Source organism: Arthrobacter sp. Soil736, assembly GCF_001428005.1.
Classification (GTDB): Bacteria; Actinomycetota; Actinomycetes; order Actinomycetales; family Micrococcaceae; genus Arthrobacter.
In genome coordinates this window covers 549009-573199 of sequence record NZ_LMSB01000034.1, presented here as the reverse complement: position 1 = coordinate 573199, position 24191 = coordinate 549009, and the positions used below count along the sequence as shown (strand labels likewise).

Annotated in this window: 23 protein-coding genes and 2 pseudogenes; 17 read left to right on the top strand and 8 right to left on the bottom strand. The window is 66.9% G+C overall.

Translation table 11 applies throughout. The annotated features are described in order from the left end of the window. Positions 1-11 precede the first annotated feature (11 nt). On the bottom strand, positions 12-1022 hold the full coding sequence (locus ASG92_RS19670) for a Gfo/Idh/MocA family oxidoreductase (protein ID WP_056632082.1): 1011 nt from the start codon (positions 1020-1022) through the stop codon (positions 12-14). A 10-nt stretch (positions 1023-1032) separates the two neighbouring features. Further along, positions 1033-2052: a LacI family DNA-binding transcriptional regulator gene (locus tag ASG92_RS19665; protein WP_082579610.1), complete on the bottom strand. Its 1020-nt coding sequence runs from the start codon at positions 2050-2052 to the stop codon at positions 1033-1035. A gap of 272 nt (positions 2053-2324) precedes the next feature. Between ASG92_RS19665 and ASG92_RS19660 the strand changes: the two genes are divergently transcribed. The 6 genes from ASG92_RS19660 to ASG92_RS19635 all read left to right on the top strand — a co-directional run bounded on the left by ASG92_RS19660 (position 2325) and on the right by ASG92_RS19635 (position 7974). Further along, entirely contained in the window at positions 2325-3614 is a 1290-nt protein-coding gene (locus ASG92_RS19660; RefSeq protein WP_056632076.1) for an ABC transporter substrate-binding protein, read from the top strand. 79 nt (positions 3615-3693) lie between these two features. Beyond that, entirely contained in the window at positions 3694-4701 is a 1008-nt protein-coding gene (locus ASG92_RS19655; protein WP_056632073.1) for a sugar ABC transporter permease, read from the top strand. A gap of 2 nt (positions 4702-4703) precedes the next feature. Further along, positions 4704-5615 carry a carbohydrate ABC transporter permease gene (locus ASG92_RS19650; protein WP_056632070.1) on the top strand — a complete coding sequence of 304 codons (912 nt, stop codon included), beginning with the start codon at positions 4704-4706 and terminating at the stop codon, positions 5613-5615. Continuing rightward, positions 5612-6550 (top strand): sugar kinase, encoded by a 939-nt coding sequence (locus tag ASG92_RS19645; RefSeq protein WP_056632067.1) that lies wholly within the window; start codon positions 5612-5614, stop codon positions 6548-6550. Before ASG92_RS19650 ends, ASG92_RS19645 begins: the two co-directional genes overlap by 4 nt. A 75-nt stretch (positions 6551-6625) precedes the next feature. Further along, positions 6626-7264 carry a bifunctional 4-hydroxy-2-oxoglutarate aldolase/2-dehydro-3-deoxy-phosphogluconate aldolase gene (locus tag ASG92_RS19640; RefSeq protein ID WP_056632063.1) on the top strand — a complete coding sequence of 213 codons (639 nt, stop codon included), beginning with the start codon at positions 6626-6628 and terminating at the stop codon, positions 7262-7264. 44 nt (positions 7265-7308) lie between these two features. Next, positions 7309-7974 carry an HAD family phosphatase gene (locus ASG92_RS19635; protein ID WP_056632060.1) on the top strand — a complete coding sequence of 222 codons (666 nt, stop codon included), beginning with the start codon at positions 7309-7311 and terminating at the stop codon, positions 7972-7974. Between the two features lie 52 nt (positions 7975-8026). Here ASG92_RS19635 and ASG92_RS19630 read toward each other — a convergent pair whose 3' ends face one another. Beyond that, positions 8027-9088: a Gfo/Idh/MocA family oxidoreductase gene (locus ASG92_RS19630; protein WP_056632058.1), complete on the bottom strand. Its 1062-nt coding sequence runs from the start codon at positions 9086-9088 to the stop codon at positions 8027-8029. Between the two features lie 2 nt (positions 9089-9090). Further along, positions 9091-10275 carry a Gfo/Idh/MocA family oxidoreductase gene (locus ASG92_RS19625; RefSeq protein ID WP_056632055.1) on the bottom strand — a complete coding sequence of 395 codons (1185 nt, stop codon included), beginning with the start codon at positions 10273-10275 and terminating at the stop codon, positions 9091-9093. Positions 10276-10379: 104 nt separating this feature from the next. Between ASG92_RS19625 and ASG92_RS19620 the strand changes: the two genes are divergently transcribed. The 5 genes from ASG92_RS19620 (at position 10380) to ASG92_RS19600 (ending at position 14800) form a co-directional block, all read left to right on the top strand. After that, positions 10380-11414 carry a LacI family DNA-binding transcriptional regulator gene (locus tag ASG92_RS19620; protein WP_056632052.1) on the top strand — a complete coding sequence of 345 codons (1035 nt, stop codon included), beginning with the start codon at positions 10380-10382 and terminating at the stop codon, positions 11412-11414. Between the two features lie 62 nt (positions 11415-11476). Further along, positions 11477-12295, top strand: coding sequence for a Cof-type HAD-IIB family hydrolase (locus ASG92_RS19615; protein WP_056632049.1), 819 nt, complete (start codon positions 11477-11479; stop codon positions 12293-12295). A 117-nt stretch (positions 12296-12412) separates the two neighbouring features. Then, complete coding sequence (locus ASG92_RS19610) at positions 12413-12655, top strand: hypothetical protein (RefSeq protein WP_056632047.1); 243 nt, start codon at positions 12413-12415, stop codon at positions 12653-12655. A gap of 33 nt (positions 12656-12688) precedes the next feature. Beyond that, positions 12689-13543, top strand: a complete 855-nt coding sequence (locus ASG92_RS19605) for a glycerophosphodiester phosphodiesterase (RefSeq protein ID WP_082579607.1) — start codon at positions 12689-12691, stop codon at positions 13541-13543. 132 nt (positions 13544-13675) lie between these two features. After that, complete coding sequence (locus tag ASG92_RS19600) at positions 13676-14800, top strand: glycerate kinase (protein ID WP_056632043.1); 1125 nt, start codon at positions 13676-13678, stop codon at positions 14798-14800. Between the two features lie 32 nt (positions 14801-14832). Here the strand turns inward: ASG92_RS19600 and ASG92_RS19595 are convergent, their stop codons facing one another. Together ASG92_RS19595 and ASG92_RS19590 are read right to left on the bottom strand one after the other, a co-directional pair. After that, positions 14833-15495: a DUF6766 family protein gene (locus ASG92_RS19595; RefSeq protein WP_056632041.1), complete on the bottom strand. Its 663-nt coding sequence runs from the start codon at positions 15493-15495 to the stop codon at positions 14833-14835. A 91-nt stretch (positions 15496-15586) separates the two neighbouring features. Continuing rightward, positions 15587-16075, bottom strand: a complete 489-nt coding sequence (locus ASG92_RS19590) for a DUF6328 family protein (protein WP_056632039.1) — start codon at positions 16073-16075, stop codon at positions 15587-15589. Between the two features lie 399 nt (positions 16076-16474). On the opposite strand from ASG92_RS19590, the pseudogene ASG92_RS19585 reads away from it, so the two are divergent. After that, positions 16475-16834 (top strand): annotated as a pseudogene (locus tag ASG92_RS19585) (SDR family oxidoreductase); the annotation flags it as partial. Between the two features lie 87 nt (positions 16835-16921). Next, positions 16922-17301: pseudogene (locus ASG92_RS19580) on the top strand (hypothetical protein). A 148-nt stretch (positions 17302-17449) separates the two neighbouring features. Here ASG92_RS19580 and ASG92_RS19575 read toward each other — a convergent pair. Beyond that, entirely contained in the window at positions 17450-18811 is a 1362-nt protein-coding gene (locus tag ASG92_RS19575) for a solute carrier family 23 protein (protein WP_056632036.1), read from the bottom strand. Between the two features lie 302 nt (positions 18812-19113). On the opposite strand from ASG92_RS19575, the gene ASG92_RS19570 reads away from it, so the two are divergent. After that, positions 19114-19719: a malonic semialdehyde reductase gene (locus ASG92_RS19570; protein ID WP_056632033.1), complete on the top strand. Its 606-nt coding sequence runs from the start codon at positions 19114-19116 to the stop codon at positions 19717-19719. Positions 19720-19923: 204 nt separating this feature from the next. Further along, positions 19924-20406, top strand: a complete 483-nt coding sequence (locus ASG92_RS19565) for a 2'-5' RNA ligase family protein (protein WP_056632030.1) — start codon at positions 19924-19926, stop codon at positions 20404-20406. Here the strand turns inward: ASG92_RS19565 and pgm are convergent. After that, a complete protein-coding gene (gene pgm, locus ASG92_RS19560) occupies positions 20396-22045 on the bottom strand; it encodes a phosphoglucomutase (alpha-D-glucose-1,6-bisphosphate-dependent) (RefSeq protein WP_056632235.1) in 1650 nt (549 codons plus the stop codon). The genes ASG92_RS19565 and pgm overlap by 11 nt on opposite strands. A 453-nt stretch (positions 22046-22498) precedes the next feature. On the opposite strand from pgm, the gene ASG92_RS28480 reads away from it, so the two are divergent. Together ASG92_RS28480 and ASG92_RS19550 are read left to right on the top strand one after the other, a co-directional pair. Further along, entirely contained in the window at positions 22499-23476 is a 978-nt protein-coding gene (locus ASG92_RS28480; protein WP_240987202.1) for a nuclease-related domain-containing protein, read from the top strand. A 109-nt stretch (positions 23477-23585) separates the two neighbouring features. Then, positions 23586-24164: a DUF4190 domain-containing protein gene (locus tag ASG92_RS19550; RefSeq protein ID WP_056632026.1), complete on the top strand. Its 579-nt coding sequence runs from the start codon at positions 23586-23588 to the stop codon at positions 24162-24164. The last annotated feature ends 27 nt before the right edge of the window (positions 24165-24191 follow it).

The window sequence follows — 24191 nt, the reverse complement described above, 5'->3', positions numbered from 1 at the left end:
CTTTCTGGCTGTTAGTTGATGTGGACGGTGCGTCCGGAGATCGCGGATTCCTGGGCTGCCAGGGCGACCTTGAGGGCCATCAGGCCGTCCCGGCCGGTCGCCGTGGGAACTCCGGTGCCTTCGACGGCGGCGGTGAAGGCCCGAAGGCCGGTGACATAGAGATCTTCGGAACAGTCGACGTCGACCGTCCGGCTGCCCGATCCGGTGGTCAGGATCACCTGTCCCCCGGTGTCCTGGGTCATGGCGTCGAGGACCTGGATGGTGCCTTCGGTGCCGTGGACTTCCAGGGAGGTCCTGGCGTATCCCACCGTGAAGGAATCATGGGTCTGGGCCAGTACCGGTGCCTGGCCGTCGTTCTCGTAACGGATGACGGTCATCGCGGCATCTTCCTGGCCGCCGGTGTTCCAATCGGCCTGCCGGACGGCCAATGCCGTGACGGCGACGGGTGTGCCCAGCAGCGGATTCAGCACCGAAGCGTCATGGCAGGTGATGTCCAGGATCACGCCGCTTCCGGGCGTCCCCTGCCCCAGCCGCCAGCCGCGCAGCCGTTCCGGGAGGAGAACGGCGTGGGCAACCCTTGCCGAAAGGACGGTGCCGATGGTCCCGGCGGTGACGAGGTCGCGGACTTTGGCATGCAGGGGGCTGCCGGGGAGATGGTGGTTGGCTGCAAGCGTGAGGCCGGTTTCCTCCGCGAGCCTGACCATGGATTCGGCCTGGCCGGCGTCAAGGGCGAGTGGTTTTTCGCAGAGCACGTGCTTTCCGGCCTTGAGCGCCCTGGTTGCCTGGTAGAAGTGCTTGTCGTTGGTCGAGGAGATGTAGACGGCGTCGATGTCACCGGCCAGGAGTTCGTCCAGATCGGTGGTGGCGGTGGCCAGCCCGTGGCTGGCCGCGAAGTCGCGTGCCCGGCCGGCTGATCCGCTGAAGACCCCGACGGCGTTCCCGCCGCTGGTGCGGATGGCGCCGATCACTCGCGTGGCAGCGATGTCGCTGGCGCCGATGAGGCCCCAATTCAGTGCTGGCATGGTGTTTCTCCTACGTTCTGGGTCGCCATTGGGCGGTGGAGGCTCGGACCTTAAGGGCCGGTTCAACAAGGGATCGTTGAGGTTCCAGCGACGAGTCGCGGATACGGTGGAGCAGCATGTTCGCTGCCTTGCGGCCGATGAGGTCCGGGTACGTGGACACCGAAGTCAGGGGCGGCAGCAGCAGCTCTGCCATCGTGATGTCGTCAAAGCTCGCCACCGACACGTCGCGGCCCGGTTCAAGGTTCCGCCGGCGAAGCTCCGCATAGATCCCCAGCGCCACCGCGTCGCTGTAGGCGATGATGCAGTCCGGCCAGATTCCCTGGTCAAGGACCCGGGACACACCCTCGGATCCGCCGCTGGCGTTGTTTGTGGTCGGCGCGGAGAGGGACGGATCGAAGGCCACGCCGCTCCCCGCGAACCCGGTCTCCAGGCCCTTGATCCGTTCCGTCCGGGCCGACGAATGCTCCGGACCGCCGATCAGGACCGCGGAGGATGCGCCCAGCGAGGACACGTGCCTGGCCAGCTGCTGCCCGGCTGCAATGTTGTCCGGACCGACGTAGTCCATTTCTTCGGAGAAGTAGCGGGCCAGCTGCAGGACCGGTACCGAGGAACGGTCAATGATCTGGCAGACCGGGGTCAGCTCGGTCCCCTCGGCCGGCAGCAGGAAAATGCCGTCGACCTGCTGCTGGACCATTGTCTCGAGCTGCAGGGCCTGCCGCTCGACGTCGTCCCGGCTGTAGCCCACGAATAGCGTGTAGCCGGCCTCGTGGACAGCTTCCTCAATGGTCATGGTCAGCCCCGCGAAGTACGGGTTGCGGATGTCCGTCACGATGAGCCCGAGGGTCATGGATTCGCTGCGGCGCATGTTGGCGGCGTGGCGGTTGTAGACATAACCGAGCTCGGCCATGGCGAGCCGGACCCGGTCCGCCGTCGCCTCCGGAATACGGGGATTTCCGCGCAGGACCAACGATGCGGTAGATCGAGATACTCCCGCGGCCCGGCTGACGTCGTTCAATGTCACTTTCTTCACTTCTTCTCCACCTCCTCCTTGGGGCTTGTCTCCCATTTCTACCATGTTAATCAATCCTGCGGTAGACCGATCTACCAATAATTTAGCTGAATGATTCCAGTAAACAAGCGGAAATTCTTGGATTGGCCTGGCTTGCGGGGTGCCAGGCGGTAGAAAAGCGCGGTCGCCGCAAAGAATCTATTGCATCGATCTACTTAACTATGTAACCTGAACCACAACGCAGGCTCTAGCCGGGCCTTATCCGGCGTCTGACAACCCAAAGGAGAGTAGTCATGCGTGCACCAAACAAGCTCAAGATCTCGCTGGCCGTAACGGCCGCGGCAAGCCTCATTGCAGTAACCGGATGTTCCGCCAACCAGCCCGCCGGAAGCTCCGCCGGCGGCTCCGACAAGCTGGAAATCACCTCCTGGTGGACCTCCGGTTCGGAGGCCGACGCCCTGAATGTTCTGATTGACGGCGTGAAGGCGGCGAAGCCCGGACTGTCCGTGGACAACGCCGCAGTCTCCGGCGGCGGCGGCTCCAACGCCCGGCAGGCACTGGCGGCGCGGCTTCAGGCCGGCAGCCCGCCGGATTCCTGGCAGGTACACCCGGCCGGGCAGCTCAAGAGCTACGTCGACGGCGGCCAGGTCGCGGACCTCACCGAGCTCTGGACGCAGAACAACTGGGCATCCCAGATGCCCAAGGGCGTGGCCGAAGCCCAGCAGGTCAACGGCAAGTACTACACTGTCCCGATCGGCGTCCACCGCGGCAACGTGCTGTGGACCAACCCCGCCGTCCTCTCCAAGGCCAACGTCAAGATTGATCCGGCAGGCGGCGTCGACGGACTGATCAGCAGCCTCAAGCAGGTCCAGGCGGCCGGGGCCACACCGGTGTGCCTCGGGGACAAGGACATCTTCGCGTCCTCCCAGCTGCTGGAGTCCATCATCATGTCGCGGGCGGGCGCCGATAACTGGAAGAAGCTCTTCACCAACGAGTACTCCTTCGACGCACCCGAGGTGAAGCAGGCCCTGCAGGACTACAAGACCATCCTGTCCCTTGCCAACAAGGACCACTCCGCCATCACGTGGGATGAAGCCTCGAAGAAGATGGCCAACGGTGCCTGCGCCGTCAACCTCATGGGGGACTGGGCCTACGGCGAGCTGGTCAACGCCAAGAAGAAGCCGGGCACCGACTTCACCTGGGTGACGTTCCCCGGCAAGGAAGACATCTTCGACTACGTCGGTGACGGCTTCTCCATCCCCGCGAACAACATTCCGCACGCGGAAGCGGCCAACGCCTGGCTGAAGACGCTCATGGACCCCAAGGTCCAGACTGACTTCGCAGCGAAGAAGGGCTCCATCCCCGCCGTGAAGTCCGCTGACATCTCCGGTCTGTCCGAATACCAGCAGGAAGCCGCCAAGAGCTTCGCTTCGGCCAAGGTGGTTTCCTCCCTGGCCCACGCCCAGGCCGCCGGAGCGGAATTCGCCCAGACCTACGCCGACGCTGTTTCCACCTTCAACGGCAGCGGCAACGCCGATGCCTTCATCGCCAGCATGACGCAGGCCCAGAAGACCCAGCTCTAGCAGCCGATCAGCCAACCAAGTCGCAAAGGGTGTGGCTGCAGGCCACTGCGGCCGCACCCCGGACAGGATCAGTTCTCACATGACAACCTCAACAGCACTGCCGCCCGCGCCGGTCAGCCCCGGCCCGCGGCCCAAGAAACAAGTCCCCCACAACGTCAAGACCTCCCGCCGGGCCGCCTGGATCTTCGCCCCCAGCCTTTTGGTCAGCTTCCTCTTCGTCTACGTCTTCATCGGCATCACGGTCTACATCTCCCTGTCGAACTGGAAGATCGGCACCAGCCCGGATCTGTCGCTGCGCCAGCCCTTCGGAGGCACGTACGCCGAGATCGTCCAGGAACAGCGCTTCCAGGCAGACATCCGCAACGTGGTGATCTTCACCGTCATCTTCCTGGTGCTGGCCATCCTCGGCGGACTCATCGCAGCCCTCTTCATCCACCATGTCTCCGTGGGCAAGGGCCTGTTCCGGACTGTCTTCCTCCTGCCCTACGCCCTGTCCTTCATCGTCACCGGTGTTGCCTGGCGCTGGATCTTCTCGCCTTCCACCGGCGTCAACGAAATCCTTCGGAGCATGGGCATCGAGAACCCGCCCGGCTGGACCACGGACCCGACCATCCTGGGGGCGCTGAACGACCCCTCAGGCACGGACTTCCTGAAGGTTCAATTCGGCATCCCGGTGGCGCTGCTGCCCATCATCTTCGCTGCGGCCTGGCAGCTCGTGGGCTTCGCGATGGCCATGTACCTGGCCGGCCTTGCCTCCATCCCGGAAGAGCATCTCGAGGCGGCAAGCGTTGACGGAGCCAATGTCTGGCAGCGCCTGCGTCACATCGTCCTGCCGCAGCTGTGGCCCTCCACCATCACCTGCTTCGTGCTCCTGCTGCACGTGGCCCTGAAAATCTTCGACCTCGTCGTCGCCATGTCAGGTTCCGGCCCCGGATTCGTCACGGACGTCCCGGGCATCTACATCTACAACTACCTCACCAGCCGTTACGACAAAGCCTCCGCAATGGCGATCATCCTGCTCCTGCTAACCCTCGCGGTAATCGTCCCGTACCTCATCCGCGGATACCGGAAAGAGCGAAAGGCATAGAAATGGCCGTCGAAACCCTCGAAACAACCCCGTCGTCCCAGACCGCCCGCGCAACCCGCCGACGCCCCGCAGCCCTGGCCCCCAAACCAAGGTCCTGGAGCATCCCCAAAACTCCGGGCGGCTGGATTGTCCTGGCTGTCTGCACGATCGCCACCCTCGGCATGCTGGTGCCCGTGTACGTCATCATCACCACGGCACTGTCCGGAAGCACCGGGGCGCCCAACTTCTTCCTCGCCTTCCCCGATGCGCCGAGCCTGGATGCCTTCAAGGGCGCCTGGACGAAACTCCACGGCTCCCTGGCCAACTCCCTGCAGATCACCGTCCCGGCCGCCCTGATTTCCTGCCTCCTCGGATCGATCAACGGCTACGTCCTCTCCAAGTTCCCGTTCCGGGGATCCAACGGCCTCTTCACGGTTCTGTTGGTCGGCATGTTCATCCCGTTCCAGGCCGTCATCATCCCCGTGTTCCAGTTCCTGAACATGCTGCACCTGCAGGGAAGCATCATCGGTCTGATCCTGGTCCACATCATCTACGGCATCCCGATCACCACACTGATCTTCCGGAACTACTACGAGGGCATTCCCAGCGCCATCATCGAAGCTGCGTCCATCGACGGGGCAGGGATCTGGAAAACCTACTTCCGGGTGATGCTGCCGCTCTCCGTGCCCGGCTTTGTCGTCGCCGGAATCTTCCAGTGCACCAACATCTGGAATGACTTCCTCTTCGGCTTCATCCTGGCCTCCCCGGCCGCATGGCCTGCCACCGTGACCCTGAACAACCTGATCGGAACCACCACCGTTGACTATTCCGAGCTGATGGCCGGCGCCGTGCTGGTCGCCGCACCCACCGTCCTGCTCTACCTCGTCCTGGGCCGGTTCTTCGTCAGCGGCCTCACCGCAGGAGCCGTCAAATGACGCTGGACGTGCTCTGCGTCGGCGAAACCATGGCCGTAGTCACCCCCGCAAAGGCCCAGCCACTGAGCGAAGCCGACGAATGTTTGCTGGGATACGGGGGAGCGGAGGCCAATGTCGCCGCGCACCTGGCCGAATTCGGGTACCGGGCCGGGTGGGCAAGCCGCCTCGGCCAGGACCCGTTCGGTGACCGCATCATGGAGGGCCTGGCCGCCCGGGGCGTGGACGTCAGCCTGGTCACCCGCGACAGCACCGCCCCCACGGGCGTGTACTTCAAGGACCCCGACCTGGGCCACGGCGCCAGGACGCTCTACTACCGGGCCGGGTCAGCGGCCTCAGCCATGGCGCCGGAGGATTCCGGCGCCTGGCCGCTGGAGCAGACCGGCTGGATCCACACCAGCGGCATCAATGCCGCGCTGTCGGCCAGCTGCTCGGCGCTGACGGAGCACCTCCTCACCCACGCCCGCGCGACGGGATACAAGGTCTCCTTCGACGTCAACTACCGCCCCGCCCTGTGGGGCGTCGGCGCCGCCGGACCGCGGCTGCTGGAGCTGGCCGCCAGCGCCACGGTAGTCCTCGTGGGGCTCGATGAAGCGGAAACCCTCTGGGGCTGCACCACGGCGGAACAGGTATCGGCACTCCTGCCGGGTCCCCGCCACCTGGTCATCAAGGACTCGGCCGCCGAAGCAGTGGAATTTGTCCGGGATCAGAACGGCGAGGAACGCGCCTTCCGCGTCCCCGCCCACCGGGTCGACGTCGTCGAACCCGTCGGCGCGGGCGACGCGTTCGCGGCCGGATACCTGGCCGGCCTTCTCCGCGGCGACCAACCCGCGGACCGGCTCGCCCTGGGACATTCGTTCGCCGCCTGGACGCTGGGCACGCGTGCCGACTTTCGCCCGGGCCACGGAACCAGACCGCGCAGCTACGCGACCCGGTGACGTCTGCTGATCGAGCTTGTCGAGATCCGGGGGTTTCGCTCCCCAACCGCTCCACGACATCTGAAAGAGGACACCTTGGCACACACATTGCTCCACGACTGGTTTGACGACGACTTCTTCCGGGTCCCGGTCATCGCCGTACTCCGCGGCCTCACACCCGGCGAGGCAGTCCGGTCCGCCACCCGGGCATGGGACGCCGGCGTCCAGCACGTCGAAGTCACCATCGAAACACCCGAAGCCATCCGCACGCTGGCAGCGGTGGCCAGCGCCGCCGCCGAACGCGGCGTGGCCGTGGGCGCAGGCACCATCATCGGAACCGACCAACTGGACGCCGCGGCATCCGCCAACGCATCTTTCACAGTCTCCCCGGGACTGGATGAAGGCATCATCCACGAGAGCATCCGGCGCGGCATGCCGCACCTCCCGGGCGTGGCCACGGCGAGCGAAATCCTCCGTGCCAAGGCCTTCGGCCTCACCTGGCTCAAGGCCTTCCCCGCCTCGGTTCTCGGCCCCGACTGGGTCAAGGCCATGAAAGGACCCTTCCCCGACGTGCAGTTCGTCGCCACCGGCGGCATGAAGGCGGCCACCGCGCTGACCTACCTCGCAGCCGGAGTCAGCGTCGTAGGCTTGAGCTCAGACTTCTCCTCCGACGAGGGGGCGGACGCGGTCCGGGATCTGCTCGCATCCGTCGCCGTGAACGCGGTGGGCGGATGAGCGCAGCAGCGGATCTCAGGAATTCCGAAAGGACGGTCGGGGCCATGACTTCAACGGACCCGCATGAGCTTAAAGCCGTTCTCTGGGATATGGACGGCACCCTGGTTGACACAGAGCCGTTCTGGATGGCTGCCCAGCGGGATCTTGCGGGGACGCACGGCGTGGAGTGGACCGCCGACAACGGCCGCTCCACTGTCGGGCAGGCCATGCAGGTCTCCGCTGCCATACTTCAGCATCACGGCGTACCCCTGTCCGCAGAGGAGATCATCAACGACCTCCTCAGGCGCGTTGTGGCGAAACTCGAAGAGGGCATCCCGTGGCTGCCCGGCGCCGAAAGGATCCTCGCCGAACTCGCGGCGGCCCGGATACCCTCGGCCTTGGTCACCATGGCCTTCAGCCCGGTCGCCACCCGCGTGGCATCCGCAGCACCCATCGGAACCTTTCACGCCGTCGTCGCCGGTGACATGGTCCCGCAGGGAAAGCCCCACCCGGCCCCCTATCTGGCGGCCGCCGAACTCCTCGGCGTTGAGCCCTCTAACTGTGTGGCCGTGGAGGATTCGGTCAGCGGCACAACAAGTGCCCAGGCCGCCGGGATGGAAGTCGTGGTGGTCCCGGGAGTTGTCCGGCCCTCCGCCGCCGCCGGCCGCCACTTCGTGACGTCGCTTGAGGCCGTCACCGTGGAGAGCCTCCGGAACCTACTCCGCAGGTAATGCGCCACGCGACCCGCCACGATCTGAGGGCCGGAACAAAACGCGCCGGTGATCAGTCCGATCCATGGAGCGCTGAAGGGACCAAGACGGTTTCGTAGTGGATCGTTTCGGTTCGTCCGCTGCGGAGGGAAGCCGTGGCCGCCTCCGCGATGGCCTGGGCCTTCAGCCCGTCCTCGAGCGACGGGGTGATCAGTGCGCCCTCGCCCAGCGCGCCGCCGTCCAAGCCGTCGTCCAGGGCAGCGACGAAGTGGGCGAGCGCGGCCGCGTAGGTGGGCTGGACCCTTTCGAACCAGCCCGGGTGCAGGCCGTCGTCTGTGACTCGTCCGGCCTGGTAGCGGGAGACGGCGCCCGTCCGGTGTCGGCGCGCCTCGGCCATGCCTGTGGACCCCATGATCTCGATGCGTTCGTCGTAGCCGTAGCCGGTGCGGCGCGCGCAGTCGATCTGTACCAGGGCGCCGCCGGGGAGCCGGAGTGTCACCGCGGAGGTGTCGACGTCGCCGTACTCCTGCAGCCTGGGTTCGGCCAGGGCGGATCCGGTGGCAAAGACCTCGACCGGGTCGAGGCCGGTGAGCCAGCGGGCCAGGTCGAAGAAGTGAACGGCCTGATCGCGCATCTGGCCGCCGGACGTGGCGATGTAGGACAGCGGCGGCATCGCGGGGCCGCGGCTGGACAGCTGAATGAGTTCAACCTTGCCGATCTCACCGGCGTCAACAATCCGTCTGAGCTCGGCGTAATCGCGGTCGAACCGGCGGTTGAAATCCACCATCACCGGAATCGCATGCTCGGAGGCATACGCTGCGGTCTCCCGGGCCTGCTGCAGGTCCAGATCGATCGGTTTCTCGCAAAGCACCGCCAGGCCTGCGTCGGCCGCCCGGCGCAGGTGCTGCGCATGCGTATCGGTGGAGGATGCAATGAAGACGGCGTCGATGGCCGAGCTGTCAAACACCTCGTCCAGGGAGGCGGCTGCGCGCGCGCCGTGGGCTGCGGCCAGGGTTTGCGCCCGGCCTTGATCGACGTCGTACACGAGGCGGAAGTCGACGCCAGGGTTGGCCGCAAGGTTGGCGGCGTGGACGGAGCCGATGAATCCTGCCCCGATGAGTGCGAAGCGCTGCATGGCTAGACCCGTGCTTTCTCTGTGGCGCCCGCCGGGACGGCCCAGGCGGCATCGTTGTGGTGGGAGGCCGCGACGGCTTCGACGAACCTGACGCCGGCGAGGCCGTCCTCGCCGGTGGGGAAGCTCAGCTCGCGGGTGGCGGGCAGCGTGCCGTCCCGCCGGGCGCGCAACTCCTCTGCCAGATCGCGGTAGAAGTTGGCGAAGGCCTCCAGGAACCCTTCGGGATGGCCCAGTCCGACCCGGGTAAGGCGCGATGCGTCCTCGGACAGTGTGCGGAGACCCTCCGTGAGGATGGTCGTGGTCCCGTCGAGGTCCTGGACCCTGAGGTGGTGCGGGTCCTCGTGTTCCCACTCCAAGCTGCCCTGGTCGCCGAAGACGCGGATGCGCAGGCCGTGGTTGTGGCCGGTCGCGGCCATGCTGGCCCAGATCCGGGCGGGCACCTCGCCGGTCAGCTGCAGCTCAACCGTGGCGTGGTCGAACACGCGCCTGCCGGGCACCAGCGTGTGCAGCCGCCCGGACAGCCGCTCGGCCTCAAGCCCGGTGATGTAGCGCAGAAGGTGGAAGGCATGCGTGCCCAGGTCTCCGACCACGCTGGGGAACCCGGCGATGTCCGGATCGGTGCGCCAGGCGGCCTGCTTGTGCCCGAGATGCTCCAGCGGGGAGGCGGCCCAGCCCGAAGCGTGTTCCACGTCCACGAACGTGATGTTGCCCAACCGGCCGTCGCGGACCATCCGGGCCGCCTGGCGCACCATGGCGTAGGCGGAATAGCAGTGCGGAACCGCCAGCACCACGCCGTTGGCGGCAGCCACCTGGACCAGCTCCGCGGCGGTGGCCGAATCGCGCGTCAGCGGCTTCTCGCACACCACCGAGATGCCCGCCTCGAGAAATGTCCGGGCGATCTCGAAATGGCTGTCATTAGGCGTGGCGACAACCACCACATCCACGGCGTCCTCGCGGTCTGCTTCCGCTTCGGCCATGTGCCGGTAGTCCCGGTAGGTGCGGTCTTCCGGCACGCCCAGCTGGCCGGCCAGCACCGCGGACTCGCGAGGATCGCGGCCGAACACGCCGGCCCGCAGGTCGAACTGGCCGTCCAGCCGCATGGCATGGCGGTGGGTCTTGCCGATGTCCGCTCCGGACCCGCCTCCCACCATGCCGGCGAGCAACTGTCGTGTGTGCGGTGCGCTCATGAAGATTCTTCCCTCTTTGGAATTTCCTTGGACCGGTCCATAATGGATGAAGCCGGACATCACCGTCAACCCCTTAGGCTGAGATGGCACCGAGAGGAGAAACCGTGACCCACCCGTCCGCCGCGAGCGGGACGCCCGCCGGCAGGCCCACCATCCGCGATGTCGCCACCCGCGCCGGGGTTTCGAAGTCGCTGGTCTCCCTGGTCCTGCAGGGTTCCGGAAATGTCAGTGAAAGCCGACGCCGGGCGGTGCTGGAGGCGATGGAGGAACTGGGATACCGCCCCAACAAGCTGGCCCGCGGGCTCTCCATGCCGCGCACCGGCACCGTCGGGGTCCTGCTGAACGACCTCCGGAACCCCTGGTTCGTCGAACTCCTGGAGGGGCTCACCGCCTCACTGCACGCGGCCGGAGTTTCACCCATCCTCGCGGACTCCTACACGGACCGCAGGGTGGGCCGGCGTTCCGTGGAAGCCCTGCTCGAACAGCGCATCGACGGGCTGGTGGTGGTGGGAACCACCACGGAGTCATCCGCCATCGAAGCCGCCGCCGCGGCTGTGCCCGTCGTCCTGGCAGGGACACTTGACCCTGCCCTGCCGGGAGTGGACATCGTGGTCAACGACGACGAAGCGGGCGCGCGCAAGGCGACCGAGCACCTGCTGGCCCTCGGCCACACGCGCATCGCCCATCTGCAGGGTCCCGATGAGGTCGGAAGGCGCCGGAGGGCGGGCTACGAACATGCGATGAAGGCTGCCGGACTCGAACCCCGGGTGGTGTCGGGAGGCATGAGCGAGGAAAGCGGTTTTGCTGCCGCCAACCGCCTTCTGGCCGGCCCCGACCGGCCAACGGCAATCTTCGCCTTCAACGACGTCGCCTGCATCGGTGCCCTTTCCGCTGCCGCCGACCACGGCCTTGCCGTGCCGGGGGACGTCTCGCTGGTGGGCTATGACAACACGTACCTCGCGCGGATCCGCCACATCTCCCTGACCTCGGTGGACAACGGCAACCTGGCCGTCGGAGTCCAGGCGGGCAAGTTCATTCTCGAACGCATCGGAAGTCCTGATGTGCCGCGCCGCCTTCATCTGGTATCCAGTGAGCTGCAGGTACGGGGATCCACCAGCCACCCGCCTTCTGCCCCTTGATCCGGGAGGACGCCCGGAAGACGGCGGCCGACCGGCCCTCCGTGCCCACGTAGACTGGCAGCATGCGGTTGGTAGCAAGTGACATAGACGGAACGATCCTTGGGCACGATGGAAAAATCAGTGACCGCACCATCCGCGCCTTCCACGCCTGCCGGGGGGCCGGCGTCGAACTCGTCTTCGTCACCGGACGCCCGCCGCGCTGGCTGCACCCGCTCGAAGAGCAGCTTGGCCACACCGGCACGGTGATCTGTTCCAACGGAGCCGTGGTGTGGGACCTCGAGGCGGACAAGATGATCTCCGCCCGGACCATGGCATTGAACGACGTCTTCGAGGTCCGCCGGATCATCAAGAGCCTGCGCCCCACGGCCCTCTTCGCCGCGGAAACCCTCACGGGCTTCCACCTCGAGCCCGGCTTCATCGAAAACGGTTCCAGCGAGCTGCTTTCCGAGTTCACCCCGGCGCCGCTGGCCGAGACGCTCACGGCGGAGGACGCCGTCGTCAAATTCCTGGCGATCGTCCGCGAAGGCACCGCCGACGACTTCCTTGCCGAGGTGACACCCGCCGTCGGGGACCTCGCCGCCGTCACGCATTCGGCGCCCACCATCGCCATGCTGGAGCTGTCCGTCCCCGGCGTCAACAAGGCTGTCACGCTGGCGGAGTATGCCGCGTCGCTGGGGATCGAAGCCGCCGACGTCGTGGCGTTCGGCGACATGCCCAATGACATCGAGATGCTCCGCTGGGCCGGCCACGGTTACGCCATGGCCAGCGGCCACCCGGAAGCGATCCGTGCCGCCGGGCAGCAGGCGCCGCATTTCGACGACGACGGCGTGGCCCAGATTCTCGAGGAAAAGCTCGCCGCGCTCGGCGTCCGGCTGCCGTAAACACTGCCGTCGCCGGCCTGCCACCGTTCTCCCAGCTGGCGGTCAACTCACGTTCACGTTCGAACCCTAGAGTGGGGCGCGTCTGATGATGCAAGAGTGTGACCGATAGGGGACGTCGTGGCCAGGAACAAGACAACAAGCTCGGCCGATACTCCGCTGCGCCGCGCGGAGCCGGATGCGCACTGGTCCGCCCTGCGCGCGGGAGACCGCGTCACCGTACGGCTCTCGCCGGGCTTCGAAACGGGCGGGATGATTTCTGCGGTCACGCCGGATCACACGGTGGTCTGGGTGGACCTCGACGGCGGCCGCGGCCGCACGCTGCTGCACTGCGGCGACGGCGTGGAGATCCTTCCGGACTGACCGGGAGCCCGGCGCCTCCGCTACGCTTCGAAGGTGACCGAACCGCTGCCTTTCTTCTCCGCCGCCGGCACTGGTGCAGGTCCTGATGCCGGGGCTAAGGCCAGGGCAGTTCCCGGTGCAGGCAAGCCCGTCGCCCTGGCACACCGCGGATTTTCCCGCGAAGGCCTGGAGAACTCGATGGCCGCGTTCCGCGCCGCCGTCGAACTCGGCTGCCGATACGTCGAAACGGACGTCCACACCACGTCCGACGGCGTGCTGCTCCTCTTCCACGACTCCTCGCTGGACGCGCTCACGGACGGCGTCGGGCGGATCTCCGGCCTCAGCGCGGAAGATGTTTCACGGGCGCGGATCCGGGGGGCGGAGCCGGTGCCGAGCTTCGATGAACTCGTGGCGGCATTCCCGGACACGCGGTTCAACCTCGACGTCAAGGACTGGCACTCCGTGCGCAGCCTCGCCGCCGCGATCGAACGCCACGGCGTCCATGACCGGGTGCTGATCGCCAGCTTCTCGGACCGCCGGCGGCGGGCGGTGCTGAAGCTGCTCAGCCGCCGCACGGCGTCCTCGGCAGGGATCGTAACCAACGCCCTTGTTGTGCTGCTGGGCCCCCTGCTGGCCGTTCCGGGCCCGGGTTCGTTGGCGCGGGCCGCGCTGGGCCGGGCGCTGCGCGGCGTCGATGCCCTGCAAGTGCCGGTCAGCTACAAGTCCATTCCCGTGGTGACGCCGGGATATGTCCGCCGTGCGCACGAGCTCGGCCTCTACGTGCACGTGTGGACCGTCAACGAACCGGCGGAGATGCGCCGGCTCCTGGACCTCGGCGTTGACGGCATCGTCACGGACCGCGCCGACCTGCTCAAGGACATGCTGCAGAGCCGCGGCGAGTGGCCCTGACCTGATGAGCGGGGACCATGGGCACGAGGAGTAGCCCGCGCCGCGCACCGGCGCTGGCTGCCAGACGGCCCACGCTGCCCGAATGACGGAAACGGCAAGCGTCTTCCCCTAGATTGCTGGCAGGATGGTGCCATGCGTATCCTCATTGCCCCGGACAAGTTCAAGGGGTCCCTCACCGCCGTCGAAGCCGCCGCCGCCATCGCCGAAGGTGCCCTCCGCGTGTATCCCGACGCCGTAGCCACCCAGTTCCCGGTGGCCGACGGCGGCGAAGGCACCCTCGAGGCAGCGGTCGCTGCCGGCTACGAAGAGCGGATCAACGCGGTGGTGGGCCCCATCCTGGCACCGGTCGGCGCGGCGTGGGCGCTGCGGAAAGACGGCGCCGGCGGAGGCACTGCAGTGATCGAGACGGCGCAGGCTTCGGGCCTCGCCCACATGGAGCCGACGCCGGAGAACTCCCTCCGGGCGCACAGCTACGGCTGCGGCCAGCTGATCGCGGCCGCGCTGGATGCCGGCGCCACCGAGATCGTGCTGGGCGTCGGCGGTTCGGCCATGAGCGACGCCGGCAGCGGCGCCCTGCGCGCCCTGGGCCTCAAGCCGCTCGACGTCCTAGGAAACGTGGTGCCGCTGGGCGGCGGATCCCTGGCCGATGTGGTGTCGCTCGATGTCTCGGGGCTGGACCCGCGCCTGTCCGCCGTGACCTTCAGGATCGCCGTCGATGTCCAGAACCCGCTGTATGGCCGCACCGGCGCCGCGTATGTCTTCGGCCCGCAGAAGGGCGCCGACGACGCCGCCATGGAAAACCTCGACGACGGCCTGCGAAACTGGGCGTCCCTCCTCCGGGAGGCCACTGGCCGGGACGTCAACGTTCCGGGAGCGGGAGCGGCAGGCGGCTTCCCGGCGTCGTTCCTTGCGTTCACGCGAGCCACGCTGGAAGGCGGCTTCGCGCTCGTGGCCGGGCTGACGGGGCTCGCCGAACAGCTCAAGGACGCCGACCTCGTGATCACCGGGGAGGGCTCCATGGATTCGCAGTCCCTGACCGGCAAGGCGCCCATCGCCCTCGCCGACGCCGCCCGGGACCGCGGGATCCCGGTGATTGTTGTGGCCGGCCGGATTCTGGTCACTCCGGAGGAGCTGGCCGAACACGGTGTGGTTGCCGCGGCGCAGCTGCTGGACGTGGCCGACAGCCCGGAGGACGCCGTCGCCAATGCCGGCAAATACCTCGCCTGGGCCACGCGGCAGGTGCTCGAAGGAGCATGACGGCTGACCGTCCGTCGCTCTGAGGTGCCGGCTCAGGCTCCGGTCTCGTAGTGCGGCTCGGCCACCGGTTTTGACTCGGGAGAGCCCTTCTCGCGCAGATAGACGGACGTGCCCACCAGCACCGCCACGGCGAGGAACTCGCTTTGCCAGTTCTGGAAGGACTCGAACCAGAAGCGGCTCGTGGCGAGGTAGCCCAGGATGCTCACTGTCGGTTGGCCGTGACTCTCCTGTTCGCTGTTGTATTCCTCGCTGCCGCCAATCGCGTGCAGTGCAAACGAGGCGAGGAACAGCAGCAGGAACATGATCGAGAGAGAGTGTTCATAGAGCTTGAGCACCACGCCGCCGCGTTTGACGGGCCAGGGCGTTGACGGCTTGATGGTGGCGTCGCGCGGGTCCTGGTCCTGCGGTGCGTCCTTGCCCATGGGCTTGGATTCCGAGGATCCCTTCTGGAAGAGGAAGACGGTGAGGACGACGTACATGCCCATCTGCAGGAACTCGGATTCCCAGTTTTCAAACGTGGCTTCCACAAAAGCGCCGGTTCCCAGATACTGCGCGACGGTGACGGCGGGCTCGCCGTGGGCCAGTTGGTCTTCGCTGTAGCTGCTGGCGCCGCTGAGGATCATGCCGCCGAAAAAGATCAGGAACAGCGCCACGTTTGCCAATAGCAGACCGTGCTCTTTGACCCACTTGCTCATTAATCCTCCGTGTTCAGTTGAATGGAAGCCGCCGCCTGATCGGATGTCCCCGCCTGAATGTTTCAGTCCTGGATGTTTCAGCCCTGGCAACCTATTTCCGTGCCTGCCGTTGCAGATGCAGGGGGACATAGACCAAGAGGATGGCGAGCACCGCAAGGAGCACCGCGCCCGCAATGAGGCCGACGCTGCGGCCGGCCGTGACGTCGAAAACAAGCGCGGCGGTCCCTACACTGAGGGCCGCCACGCCGCCCAAGGCGATCTTGGTGATGTTGTCCGCGCTGGTCACGAGGGTTTCCTTGAGCCGTTGCCGGAAGAGCCGCCGGTGCACGCTGACCGGCAGCAGGATGAAGGCGGTGGTCAGTGCGGCAAGCGCCACATTGACGAGGTAAAGGTTGGTCTGAAAGTCGTCCAGCGTTTGGAACCGCTGCTGGAAGGGCAGCGTCAGCAGGAAGCCGGCAAGGATCTGCACCCCCGTCTGCAGCACCCGCAACTCCTGGAGCAGTTCCATCCAGTTCCGGTCGAGCTGCTCCTCCCGCGTCTCATTCCTGCCGCTGCGAGCCGGGGTGTCAGGATCGGTCATGCCTCCTCCTCCCTCGGCGTCACGGCTGGCACTTTGCTCCAAACCTAGGCTCAACCCTAGCCGAAATTCAACAACTGCTCAGTTTGCTGTCTATTTTCGGCCAGGTGATGGACTTGGTCCTCAAACCTGCGTTAGGTTCGAAAGGCCGGACCGACCGGCCTGACCGTCCGGCCGGACCGGAGCGGGGGCGGACGTTGGGCGGATCTTCTACCTGCCGCCCCGAAGTGCCGGCCCTGAACGATGCACTGTTAGTAGCCCGACACTGTGAGTAGGTGGACTATGAGTGATTCAGCGAAGCAGCCTGGCGAGCCCGCCGGTCCCCGGGGGGACGTACCATGCCGGGCCTTTTCCGAAGCAGAGCAGAAACAGCCGGGTCTGACCGGCCCGATGGATCCCCAGCACCTCAAAGCCGGCGCGTCCATCATCACCACCGCGTCCATCCAGACCTTCAACCCCTCCCCGGGGGTCATTGACTACGCCATGACCAAGGCGGCCCAGGTTGCCTTCACTAAGGCCCTCGCCCAGGAGCTGGGGCCGAAGGGAATCCGGGTCAACGCCGTGGCGCCCGGCCCCATCTGGACTCCGCTCATTCCGGCCACCGAATGGCCGGACAAGCTACCCACGTTTGGCCGGGACACGCCCGTGCAGCGGGCAGGCCAGCCCGCCGAGCTGGCCCCCGCCTACGTCCTGCTGGCATCCGACGCAGGTTCGTATATGTCCGGGGCAGTGGTTCCCGTCACCGGAGGCAAGGGACTCTGACTGCGGCGCCGAGGGATATGACCGCGGCGCCTCACCAACATCCGGTAATTTCCAGCCAACCATTTCCAGCCAACCAGGAGGAAAAACATGAGCCAGGACAACCAGCACGCAGCCCCTGAAGAGGTGGCGGGAGGTTACGGCACACCCACCGTGGAGCAGGAAACCGGCGGAAATGCCCAGCAATTCGCCCAGCCCCGCGAGGAGGAGGACAGCAGCGGAGCAGGGTTCGACCAACGCTCAGGGGAAGCGCCCATTCCGCGCGATCCCGGTCCTCCTCCCGGGGCCGAAGACGCCGTTGTGCCGTCTGCGGACGCCGAAATAGATGAAGGAAATGCGGACGAGCCGGGTTCCGTGCAGTTCTCCTCGGAGCCGGGGCAGGACGCCGCCGGGTGCCGGACGGCAGCGGCAACGATCTGCCGAAGGAAAAGTCACCGAATGGCGAGGATGAGACCTTCGACGCCGGGTAGCCGCGCGCCGCAGTAGGCCGCAGTGTGCCGCATTTCTGCACCACTTTGGAGCCGGCCAGAACCTTGGCGCCCCGGATTCCCGGGGCGCCAAGGGGCCAGCGGCGCTGAAAATGGTGCAGAAATGCCGGGGAAACCCTGAAGCCGGTCCCTACCGCTTCTTCGATGACCGTTTGGCGGCCGCGTTGATCGCCGCCTTGGCGGCCGGAGGCAGGTTGTGTTGCACCAGCCCCTCGGTCTCCGGTTCGGCTGCCGTTCCTCGGGCCTTCGCGATGGCCTTCATGCCGTGGTAGATCACCAGGGCGGCGGCGGAGCCCAGCGCGATGCCGGTGAACTTCAGGTCGCCGATGGTCCAGGTGTAGTCCGCGATGCCGATGATCAGCGCGACGGCGGCGGTGGTCAGGTTCACGGGGTTGGAGAAGTTGACCCTGTTCTGGACCCAGATCTTCACGCCGAGGATGCCGATCATGCCGTACAGCATGGTGGCGGCGCCGCCCAGCACGCCCGGGGGCACGGTGGCGATCAGTTCGCCGAATTTCGGTGAGAAGCTCAGCAGGATGGCGAAAATGCCGGCCACCCAGTACGCGGCTGTGGAGTAGACCTTGGTGGCGGCCATGACGCCGATGTTTTCCGCGTACGTGGTGGTGCCGGAACCGCCGCCGAAGCCGGCCAGCACGGTGGCGGCGCCGTCGGCCATCAGGGCGCGGCCGGAGACGCCGTCCAAGTTCTGGCCGGTCATGGCGGACACCGACTTCACGTGCCCGATGTTCTCGGCCACCAGCACCAGCACTACCGGCACGAAGAGGCCCACCACACCGAGGTGGAACTCGGGAGTCTGGAAATGCGGAAGCCCGACCCACGCGGCCGCGTCCATCTTGGCGTAGCTCACCTCGCCGCGGATCATGGCCGCGAGGTAGCCCACCACCACGCCCACCAGGATGCTTAGACGGCCCACGATCCCGCGGAACAGCACGCTTACCAGGATGATGGTCACCAGCGTGATGAGCGCGGTCACGGGTGCGGCGTCGAAGTTGTTCTTGGCTGCGGGCGCGAGGTTGAGGCCGATCAGGGCAACGATGGCGCCGGTGACGATGGGCGGCATCAGCCGGTTGATCCAGCCCGCGCCGAATTTCTGGACGATCGCACCGATCACGGCAAGCCCGACGCCGGCCAGCACCACGCCGCCCAGCGCGCCGGCCACGCCGTACTGCTGCTGGGACGCCAGGATGGGCGCGATGAACGCGAAGCTCGAGCCGAGATAGCTGGGCACGCGCCCCTGGGTGATCACCAGGAACAGGAGCGTGCCGATGCCCGAGAAGAAGAGGGTGGTGGCCGGGGGCATTCCCGTGATGATGGGCACCAGGAATGTGGCACCGAACATGGCCACGACGTGCTGCATGCCCACGCCGATGGTCAGGGGCCAGGTGAGCCGCTCACTGAGCGCCACCACTTCGCCCGGGCGGACGGCTTTACCGTTGCCGTGCAGCTTCCATTTGGTTCCGAGCATGCTCATTGCCGGGGCCTTTCCGAGGGGTAGCCCGCACTGTCGGGGGCCGGGATCTTTCGGGTGCAACAATACCGCGCTGCGGCCGCGTGCGAGAGGGGCCAATGCGAGAGGGCAGCGCGGGAGGGGCCAATGCGAAGGGACCGGAGCGGGGCGGGCCAATGCGCACGGCGCGAGAGGGCGTGTGCGAAACGTCAGGCCCCGTAACCGCCCGTCACGGGAAGAGGACACCGGCACACGAAGCTGAAAGCATGGAAAGCAGGACTGCCCGCGCGTCCCGGCAGGGACGGCGGCCAAGCGAAAGGGACCCAATGACAATCGCCCATGAAGAAGCCGTTATCGATTCCGCCGCCGTGGACGCGATCTTCGCCGAAGCCCGCACAGCCAACGCCTTCACCGGCGAGGTCACCGAGCAGCAGGCCCGCGCCATCTATGAACTGACCAAATTCGGTCCCACCGCCTTCAACTCCCAGCCGTTGCGCGTCACCTACGTGCGCTCAGAGGAAGCCCGCGCCAAGCTCGTGGACGCGCTGTCCTCCGGGAACCGCGCCAAGACGGCCTCCGCGCCCCTCGTCGCGGTCCTCAGCTACGACACCTCCTGGCAGCAGCAGTGGGACACCTTCCTGCCCGGCTACAACGCACCCAAGGCCATGTACGACGCCTCGCCGGACCTCGCGACTTCCACGGGCAACAACAACGCCCACCTGCAGGCCGGCTACTTCATCCTGGCTGTGCGTTCGCTCGGTTTCGCCGCGGGTCCCATGACGGGCGCGGACTTTGCCGCCATCGACGCCGAGTTCTTCCCGGCCGGCGACCAGAAGAGCTTCCTGGTGGTCAACATCGGCCATCCCGCAGCCGGCGCCTGGGGCGAAGCGAAGCCGAAGTTCGCCTACGAGGACGTCGTCCGCACCGTCTAATCCCGGAATGGTTCCGGCGCCCGAAAATGGTCCCGGCTACCAAAATGGCCTCGGCGCGGAATGCCTCCGGCAATATGGGGGACATTCCGGAGGCATTCGGGGCAGCATTTCTGCAGCAGAACTGCACGGCAAGCATCCGGGCCAATTCCAATATTAGTCCTGTTCAGCCCCGGCCGGTCGGGTGCGCGGTGCCAAACTTGGGGTATGCGGAACCTCATCATGGTCGCGTTCATCGACGCCGTGGCGGAGGGCCAGGAATTCCTGCGCAGCGACTGGCCGCTGCACATCACGCTGGTGCGCTTCGACGTCAGGAACGACGGCGACGCCGCCCGCATCGCGGCCCTCGCCGAATTGCCGGCCAGGCAGGCGCTGGGCACCGTCCTGGCCATCGGGGCGGACGACCGCTTCGGGCGCCAGGGATCCGTGCCCGTCAGCCTCGTCGGGGCTGACCCCTCGCTCCAGGCGCTGCACGAAACCCTCGTGCAGGCCGTGGAGCAAGTCTCCGGACGCGTCGCCAGCCCGCACCACACGCGGCAGAACTTCCGCCCTCATGTGTCCCACCGTGGCGACAGACGCCTGAACCCGGGCGACGCCGTCGTTCTTGACCAAATATCGCTCGTGGACATGGCGCCGGATGGCAACCGCACCATCCGGCGCATCCTCGAGTTGTGGGAGCTTAGGAGATAACCCCGTCCACCAGCGCCTTGGCCTCGGCCTGGACCTGCTTGAGGTGGTCGGCGCCCTTGAAGGACTCCGCGTAAATCTTGTAGACGTCCTCGGTGCCGGACGGGCGGGCGGCGAACCAGGCGTTTTCCGTGACCACCTTCAGGCCGCCGATGGAGGCGCCGTTGCCGGGCGCCTTGGTCAGCTTGGCGGTGATCGCCTCGCCGGCCAGCTGCGTGGCGGTGACGTCCGACGGCGACAGCTTGCCGAGCGCAGCCTTCTGTTCACGCGTTGCGGCGGCGTCGATCCGGGCGTACACCGGGGCGCCGAACTGGTCCGTGAGGCCCCTGTACAGCTGGGAAGGCGACTTGCCGGTGACGGCTGTGATCTCTGAGGCCAGCAGGGCCAGCAGGATGCCGTCCTTGTCCGTGGTCCAGACGCTGCCGTCCATCTTGTTGAACGCGGCGCCGGCGGATTCCTCGCCGCCGAATGCGCCTTCGCCGGACAGCAGGCCGGGCACGAACCACTTGAAGCCCACGGGCACCTCGACCAGTTTGCGGCCCAGGCCGTCGGCGACGCGGTCGATGATGGACGAGGAGACGAGGGTCTTGCCCACCACGGAGTTCGGGTTCCAGCCGCTGCGGTTGCGGTACAGGTAGTCGATGGCGACGGCGAGGTAGTGGTTCGGGTTCATCAGGCCGCCGTCGGGCGTGACAATGCCGTGGCGGTCGGCGTCGGCGTCATTGCCGGTGGCGACGTCGAACGTGGCGCCCTCGGACATCCGGTTGATGAGCGACGCCATGGCCGACGGCGACGAGCAGTCCATGCGGATCTTCTCATCCCAGTCGAGGGTCATGAAGGCCCACTGCGGGTCCACCGTCGGGTTCACGACCGTCAGGTCCAGGTGGTGCCGTTCGCCGATTTCGCCCCAGTAGTCCACCGACGCGCCGCCCATGGGGTCGGCTCCGATGCGGACGCCCGCCTCGCGGATCGCGTTCAGATCCAGGACCGAAGGGAGGTCGTCCACGTAGCTGCTGAGGAAGTCGAATTTGCCGGTGGTCTCGGCGGCGAGGGCGTCGGCCACGGGGATGCGCTTCACACCACGGAGTCCGTTTTCCAGCAGTTCGTTGGCGCGGTTGGCGATCCAGCCGGTGGCGTCCGTGTCAGCGGGGCCACCGTGCGGCGGGTTGTACTTGAAGCCGCCGTCAGCAGGCGGGTTGTGGCTTGGCGTGACCACGATGCCGTCGGCCTGCGGGGCGCCTGCCGGGGCGTTCCGGTTGTAGGTGAGGATGGCGTGGCTCAGGGCAGGGGTGGGCGTGTAGCCGTGGCGGGCATCAATGAGGACGCTGACGCCGTTCGCGGCCAGCACCTCCAGGGCGGAATTCTGCGCCGGTTCGCTGAGCCCGTGCGTGTCCTTGGCCAGGAACAGCGGTCCGGTGATGCCCTGGCCGGCGCGGTATTCCACAATCGCCTGGGTGATGGCCAGGATATGCCCTTCATTGAAGGACGCTTTCAGGCTGGATCCGCGGTGCCCGGAGGTCCCGAACGCCACGCGCTGTCCGGGGTCTCCCAGATCAGGCTTGACGTCGTAATACGCATCCAGAAGAGCGGTCAGGTCAACAAGGTCTTGGGGTTGGGCAACTGTGCCCGCGCGGCTAGCCATTGCACCAGCATGCCAGACGACGGCGGGGCGCAGCACGGCATGTCCGAAATCCGGCCCCTGTGACGCCGGATGTCTGTAAATAGGCCGACTACTTGGACGTATTTAGGTTCAAAAACTGAGTACAGGGGCCAAAAGTACCTATATACCGGCCGATTCGGGACTGCTACCTTCAACAGCAATGACGACGGCGGGCGTCCGTCCGGGTGGAAAGGACCGGCGGGGCCTGGCGCGGGCAGCGGCGGCGCACCTTGCTTTCGGGACAACGGTTGACCGGAGGGGCGTTCGCTTTCGGAAGGGCGAGGAACTCAGGGGGGAACAATGGGGGCTGCGGATGGCGCATTCGAGCGAACGCGGCTGGCCTCAGAGCGGATTGCGCGGCTGAAGCGTGACCTTGACCGGGCGGATCATACCGGGCCAGGTGGCGTCGGTGCGGTTCCTGGTTGCAATCAGCTGATGGCGGCCAGGCTTGGAGAGCTGGTTCCGCGGGGCTGGTTCCTCCTGCACGACGTCCACTGGCCCGGGCGGCCGCTGGCCCGTTTGGATCACGTGCTGGTGGGCCCTGGCGGCGTGATCGTGATCGGAGCGAAGACCTGGACCGGCCGAGTGGAGGTCACTGAGGGCGTGCTGCGCCACAACGGCTACGCACAGCACCCGGCCGTCGAAGTGGCCCTGGGGCAGGCCGCCGCCGTGGCCGCCCTGCTTCCGGCGTCCCGGCGGCGCTTCGTCCGCTCCCTGATCTGCATTGCCGGGAAGGCCGGCCTGTCCGGAACCACTGCCTCGGGCATTGAAGCCCATGGAATCGACACCGTGGTGGCAGCGGTGGCCGGAATGCCGGATGTGCTGGATTCCCAGGCCGTTGTGGAGCTCTACGCCCAGCTCGGCCGGCTCCTGACCCGGCCCCAGGTGCAGGAGGCAACCGGCCCCGGGGGCCGGCCCGGGCGGATCGCCGTGGCGAAGAATGCAGGGCGCCGTCCCGACGCCTCAGGCCCGTGCGCTTCCCGTGCGTCAACCACCCAGCCGCCCGCCGCCGGCTCATCAGCTGCCGCCTCATCATCCGCGCCGCTGTCTGCAGCACGGCCGGCCGCTGCCCGGCAGTCCGCTCCCCGGCACGCCACCGTCCGGAACTCCGGTTTTCGGCACGCCACTGTTCTGCCGTCAACGGTGCTTCCGCCAACAGCCCGGCCGGCCTTTCCGCCGCCGCACCGGCCCGCATCCCGCAACCGGTATTCGCTGCGCCAGTCTTCCCTGGGCCAATCTTCCCTGGGCCGGCATTCCGGGGGCCTGTACTCAGCGGGCCTGTACTCAGGGGGCAGGGCGTATCAGTCCGGACCGACGCTTCGTTCCGTCGGGGTTGCCCTGATGGCCGGCCTTGTCTCCACGGCGCTGCTTTCCCCGCCGCTGTGGCTGCTGTGGGAGTTGCTGCCCAAGTAGCGCCAGGGCCGGAGAAGGCCCTTCGCAGCACCGGCCGCCGCCAACGCAGGAGGAATAAAAGTCCTGGTGCGGCGGTAGTGTTTTGTTCAGGACTTAATGAGGGGATTCCATGACAGAGCAGCGCCCCGCCGGGCCGGGCGGCGACCCAACACCTGACGGCTACCAGCCGCCGTCGTACATTCCGCCGCAGGGATCGGACATCCCGGCGCCGCCGCTCTACACGCCGCCTGGCGAGCAGTACGGGCAGCAGTACGGACAGCAGTACGGACAGCAGTACGGCGGGCCGGGCCGGCAGAATGACCGGGCCGGAGGAGCGTACGGCAGTCCGTATTCGCAGCCCGGCAGTCCTTACGGCCAGCCTGCCAGTCCTTACGGCCAGCCGGGGCAATACGGCAGCCCCTACGGCCAGCCTTCCTACTACGGCATGGCCGCCGCGCCGAAGAACCTCAGCATCGCCAGCCTGTGCTGCGGGATTGCGGTGTTCGTGGGTTTCGGGTTTTTCCTCTTGCCGCAGCTGGCAGCGGTCATCCTTGGCCACATGGCACTGCGGCGCGAACCGTCGGGCCGGGGTTTCGCCATTGCGGGCCTCGTGATGGGGTACATCGGCATCGCTCTGACGGTCCTGGCGATCGTTTCTTTCGCGCTGCTGATGGCGGGCCTCTCTACCTCGTCCTCCGGCACGTTCTGACCGGCACCTTCTGACCGGCACCGTCTG

What these genes read in the sequence shown, in the direction of transcription:
- ASG92_RS19670 (WP_056632082.1), bottom strand. Translation starts at nt 1,022, where the DNA reads ATGCCAGCACTGAATTGGGGCCTCATCGGCGCCAGCGACATCGCTGCC.
- ASG92_RS19660 (WP_056632076.1), top strand. Translation starts at nt 2,325, where the DNA reads ATGCGTGCACCAAACAAGCTCAAGATCTCGCTGGCCGTAACGGCCGCG.
- ASG92_RS19655 (WP_056632073.1), top strand. Translation starts at nt 3,694, where the DNA reads ATGACAACCTCAACAGCACTGCCGCCCGCGCCGGTCAGCCCCGGCCCG.
- ASG92_RS19650 (WP_056632070.1), top strand. Translation starts at nt 4,704, where the DNA reads ATGGCCGTCGAAACCCTCGAAACAACCCCGTCGTCCCAGACCGCCCGC.
- ASG92_RS19645 (WP_056632067.1), top strand. Translation starts at nt 5,612, where the DNA reads ATGACGCTGGACGTGCTCTGCGTCGGCGAAACCATGGCCGTAGTCACC.
- ASG92_RS19635 (WP_056632060.1), top strand. Translation starts at nt 7,309, where the DNA reads ATGACTTCAACGGACCCGCATGAGCTTAAAGCCGTTCTCTGGGATATG.
- ASG92_RS19630 (WP_056632058.1), bottom strand. Translation starts at nt 9,088, where the DNA reads ATGCAGCGCTTCGCACTCATCGGGGCAGGATTCATCGGCTCCGTCCAC.
- ASG92_RS19625 (WP_056632055.1), bottom strand. Translation starts at nt 10,275, where the DNA reads ATGAGCGCACCGCACACACGACAGTTGCTCGCCGGCATGGTGGGAGGC.
- ASG92_RS19615 (WP_056632049.1), top strand. Translation starts at nt 11,477, where the DNA reads ATGCGGTTGGTAGCAAGTGACATAGACGGAACGATCCTTGGGCACGAT.
- ASG92_RS19600 (WP_056632043.1), top strand. Translation starts at nt 13,676, where the DNA reads ATGCGTATCCTCATTGCCCCGGACAAGTTCAAGGGGTCCCTCACCGCC.
- ASG92_RS19595 (WP_056632041.1), bottom strand. Translation starts at nt 15,495, where the DNA reads ATGAGCAAGTGGGTCAAAGAGCACGGTCTGCTATTGGCAAACGTGGCG.
- ASG92_RS19590 (WP_056632039.1), bottom strand. Translation starts at nt 16,075, where the DNA reads ATGACCGATCCTGACACCCCGGCTCGCAGCGGCAGGAATGAGACGCGG.
- ASG92_RS19575 (WP_056632036.1), bottom strand. Translation starts at nt 18,811, where the DNA reads ATGAGCATGCTCGGAACCAAATGGAAGCTGCACGGCAACGGTAAAGCC.
- ASG92_RS19570 (WP_056632033.1), top strand. Translation starts at nt 19,114, where the DNA reads ATGACAATCGCCCATGAAGAAGCCGTTATCGATTCCGCCGCCGTGGAC.
- ASG92_RS19565 (WP_056632030.1), top strand. Translation starts at nt 19,924, where the DNA reads ATGCGGAACCTCATCATGGTCGCGTTCATCGACGCCGTGGCGGAGGGC.
- pgm (WP_056632235.1), bottom strand. Translation starts at nt 22,045, where the DNA reads ATGGCTAGCCGCGCGGGCACAGTTGCCCAACCCCAAGACCTTGTTGAC.
- ASG92_RS28480 (WP_240987202.1), top strand. Translation starts at nt 22,499, where the DNA reads ATGGCGGCCAGGCTTGGAGAGCTGGTTCCGCGGGGCTGGTTCCTCCTG.
- ASG92_RS19550 (WP_056632026.1), top strand. Translation starts at nt 23,586, where the DNA reads ATGACAGAGCAGCGCCCCGCCGGGCCGGGCGGCGACCCAACACCTGAC.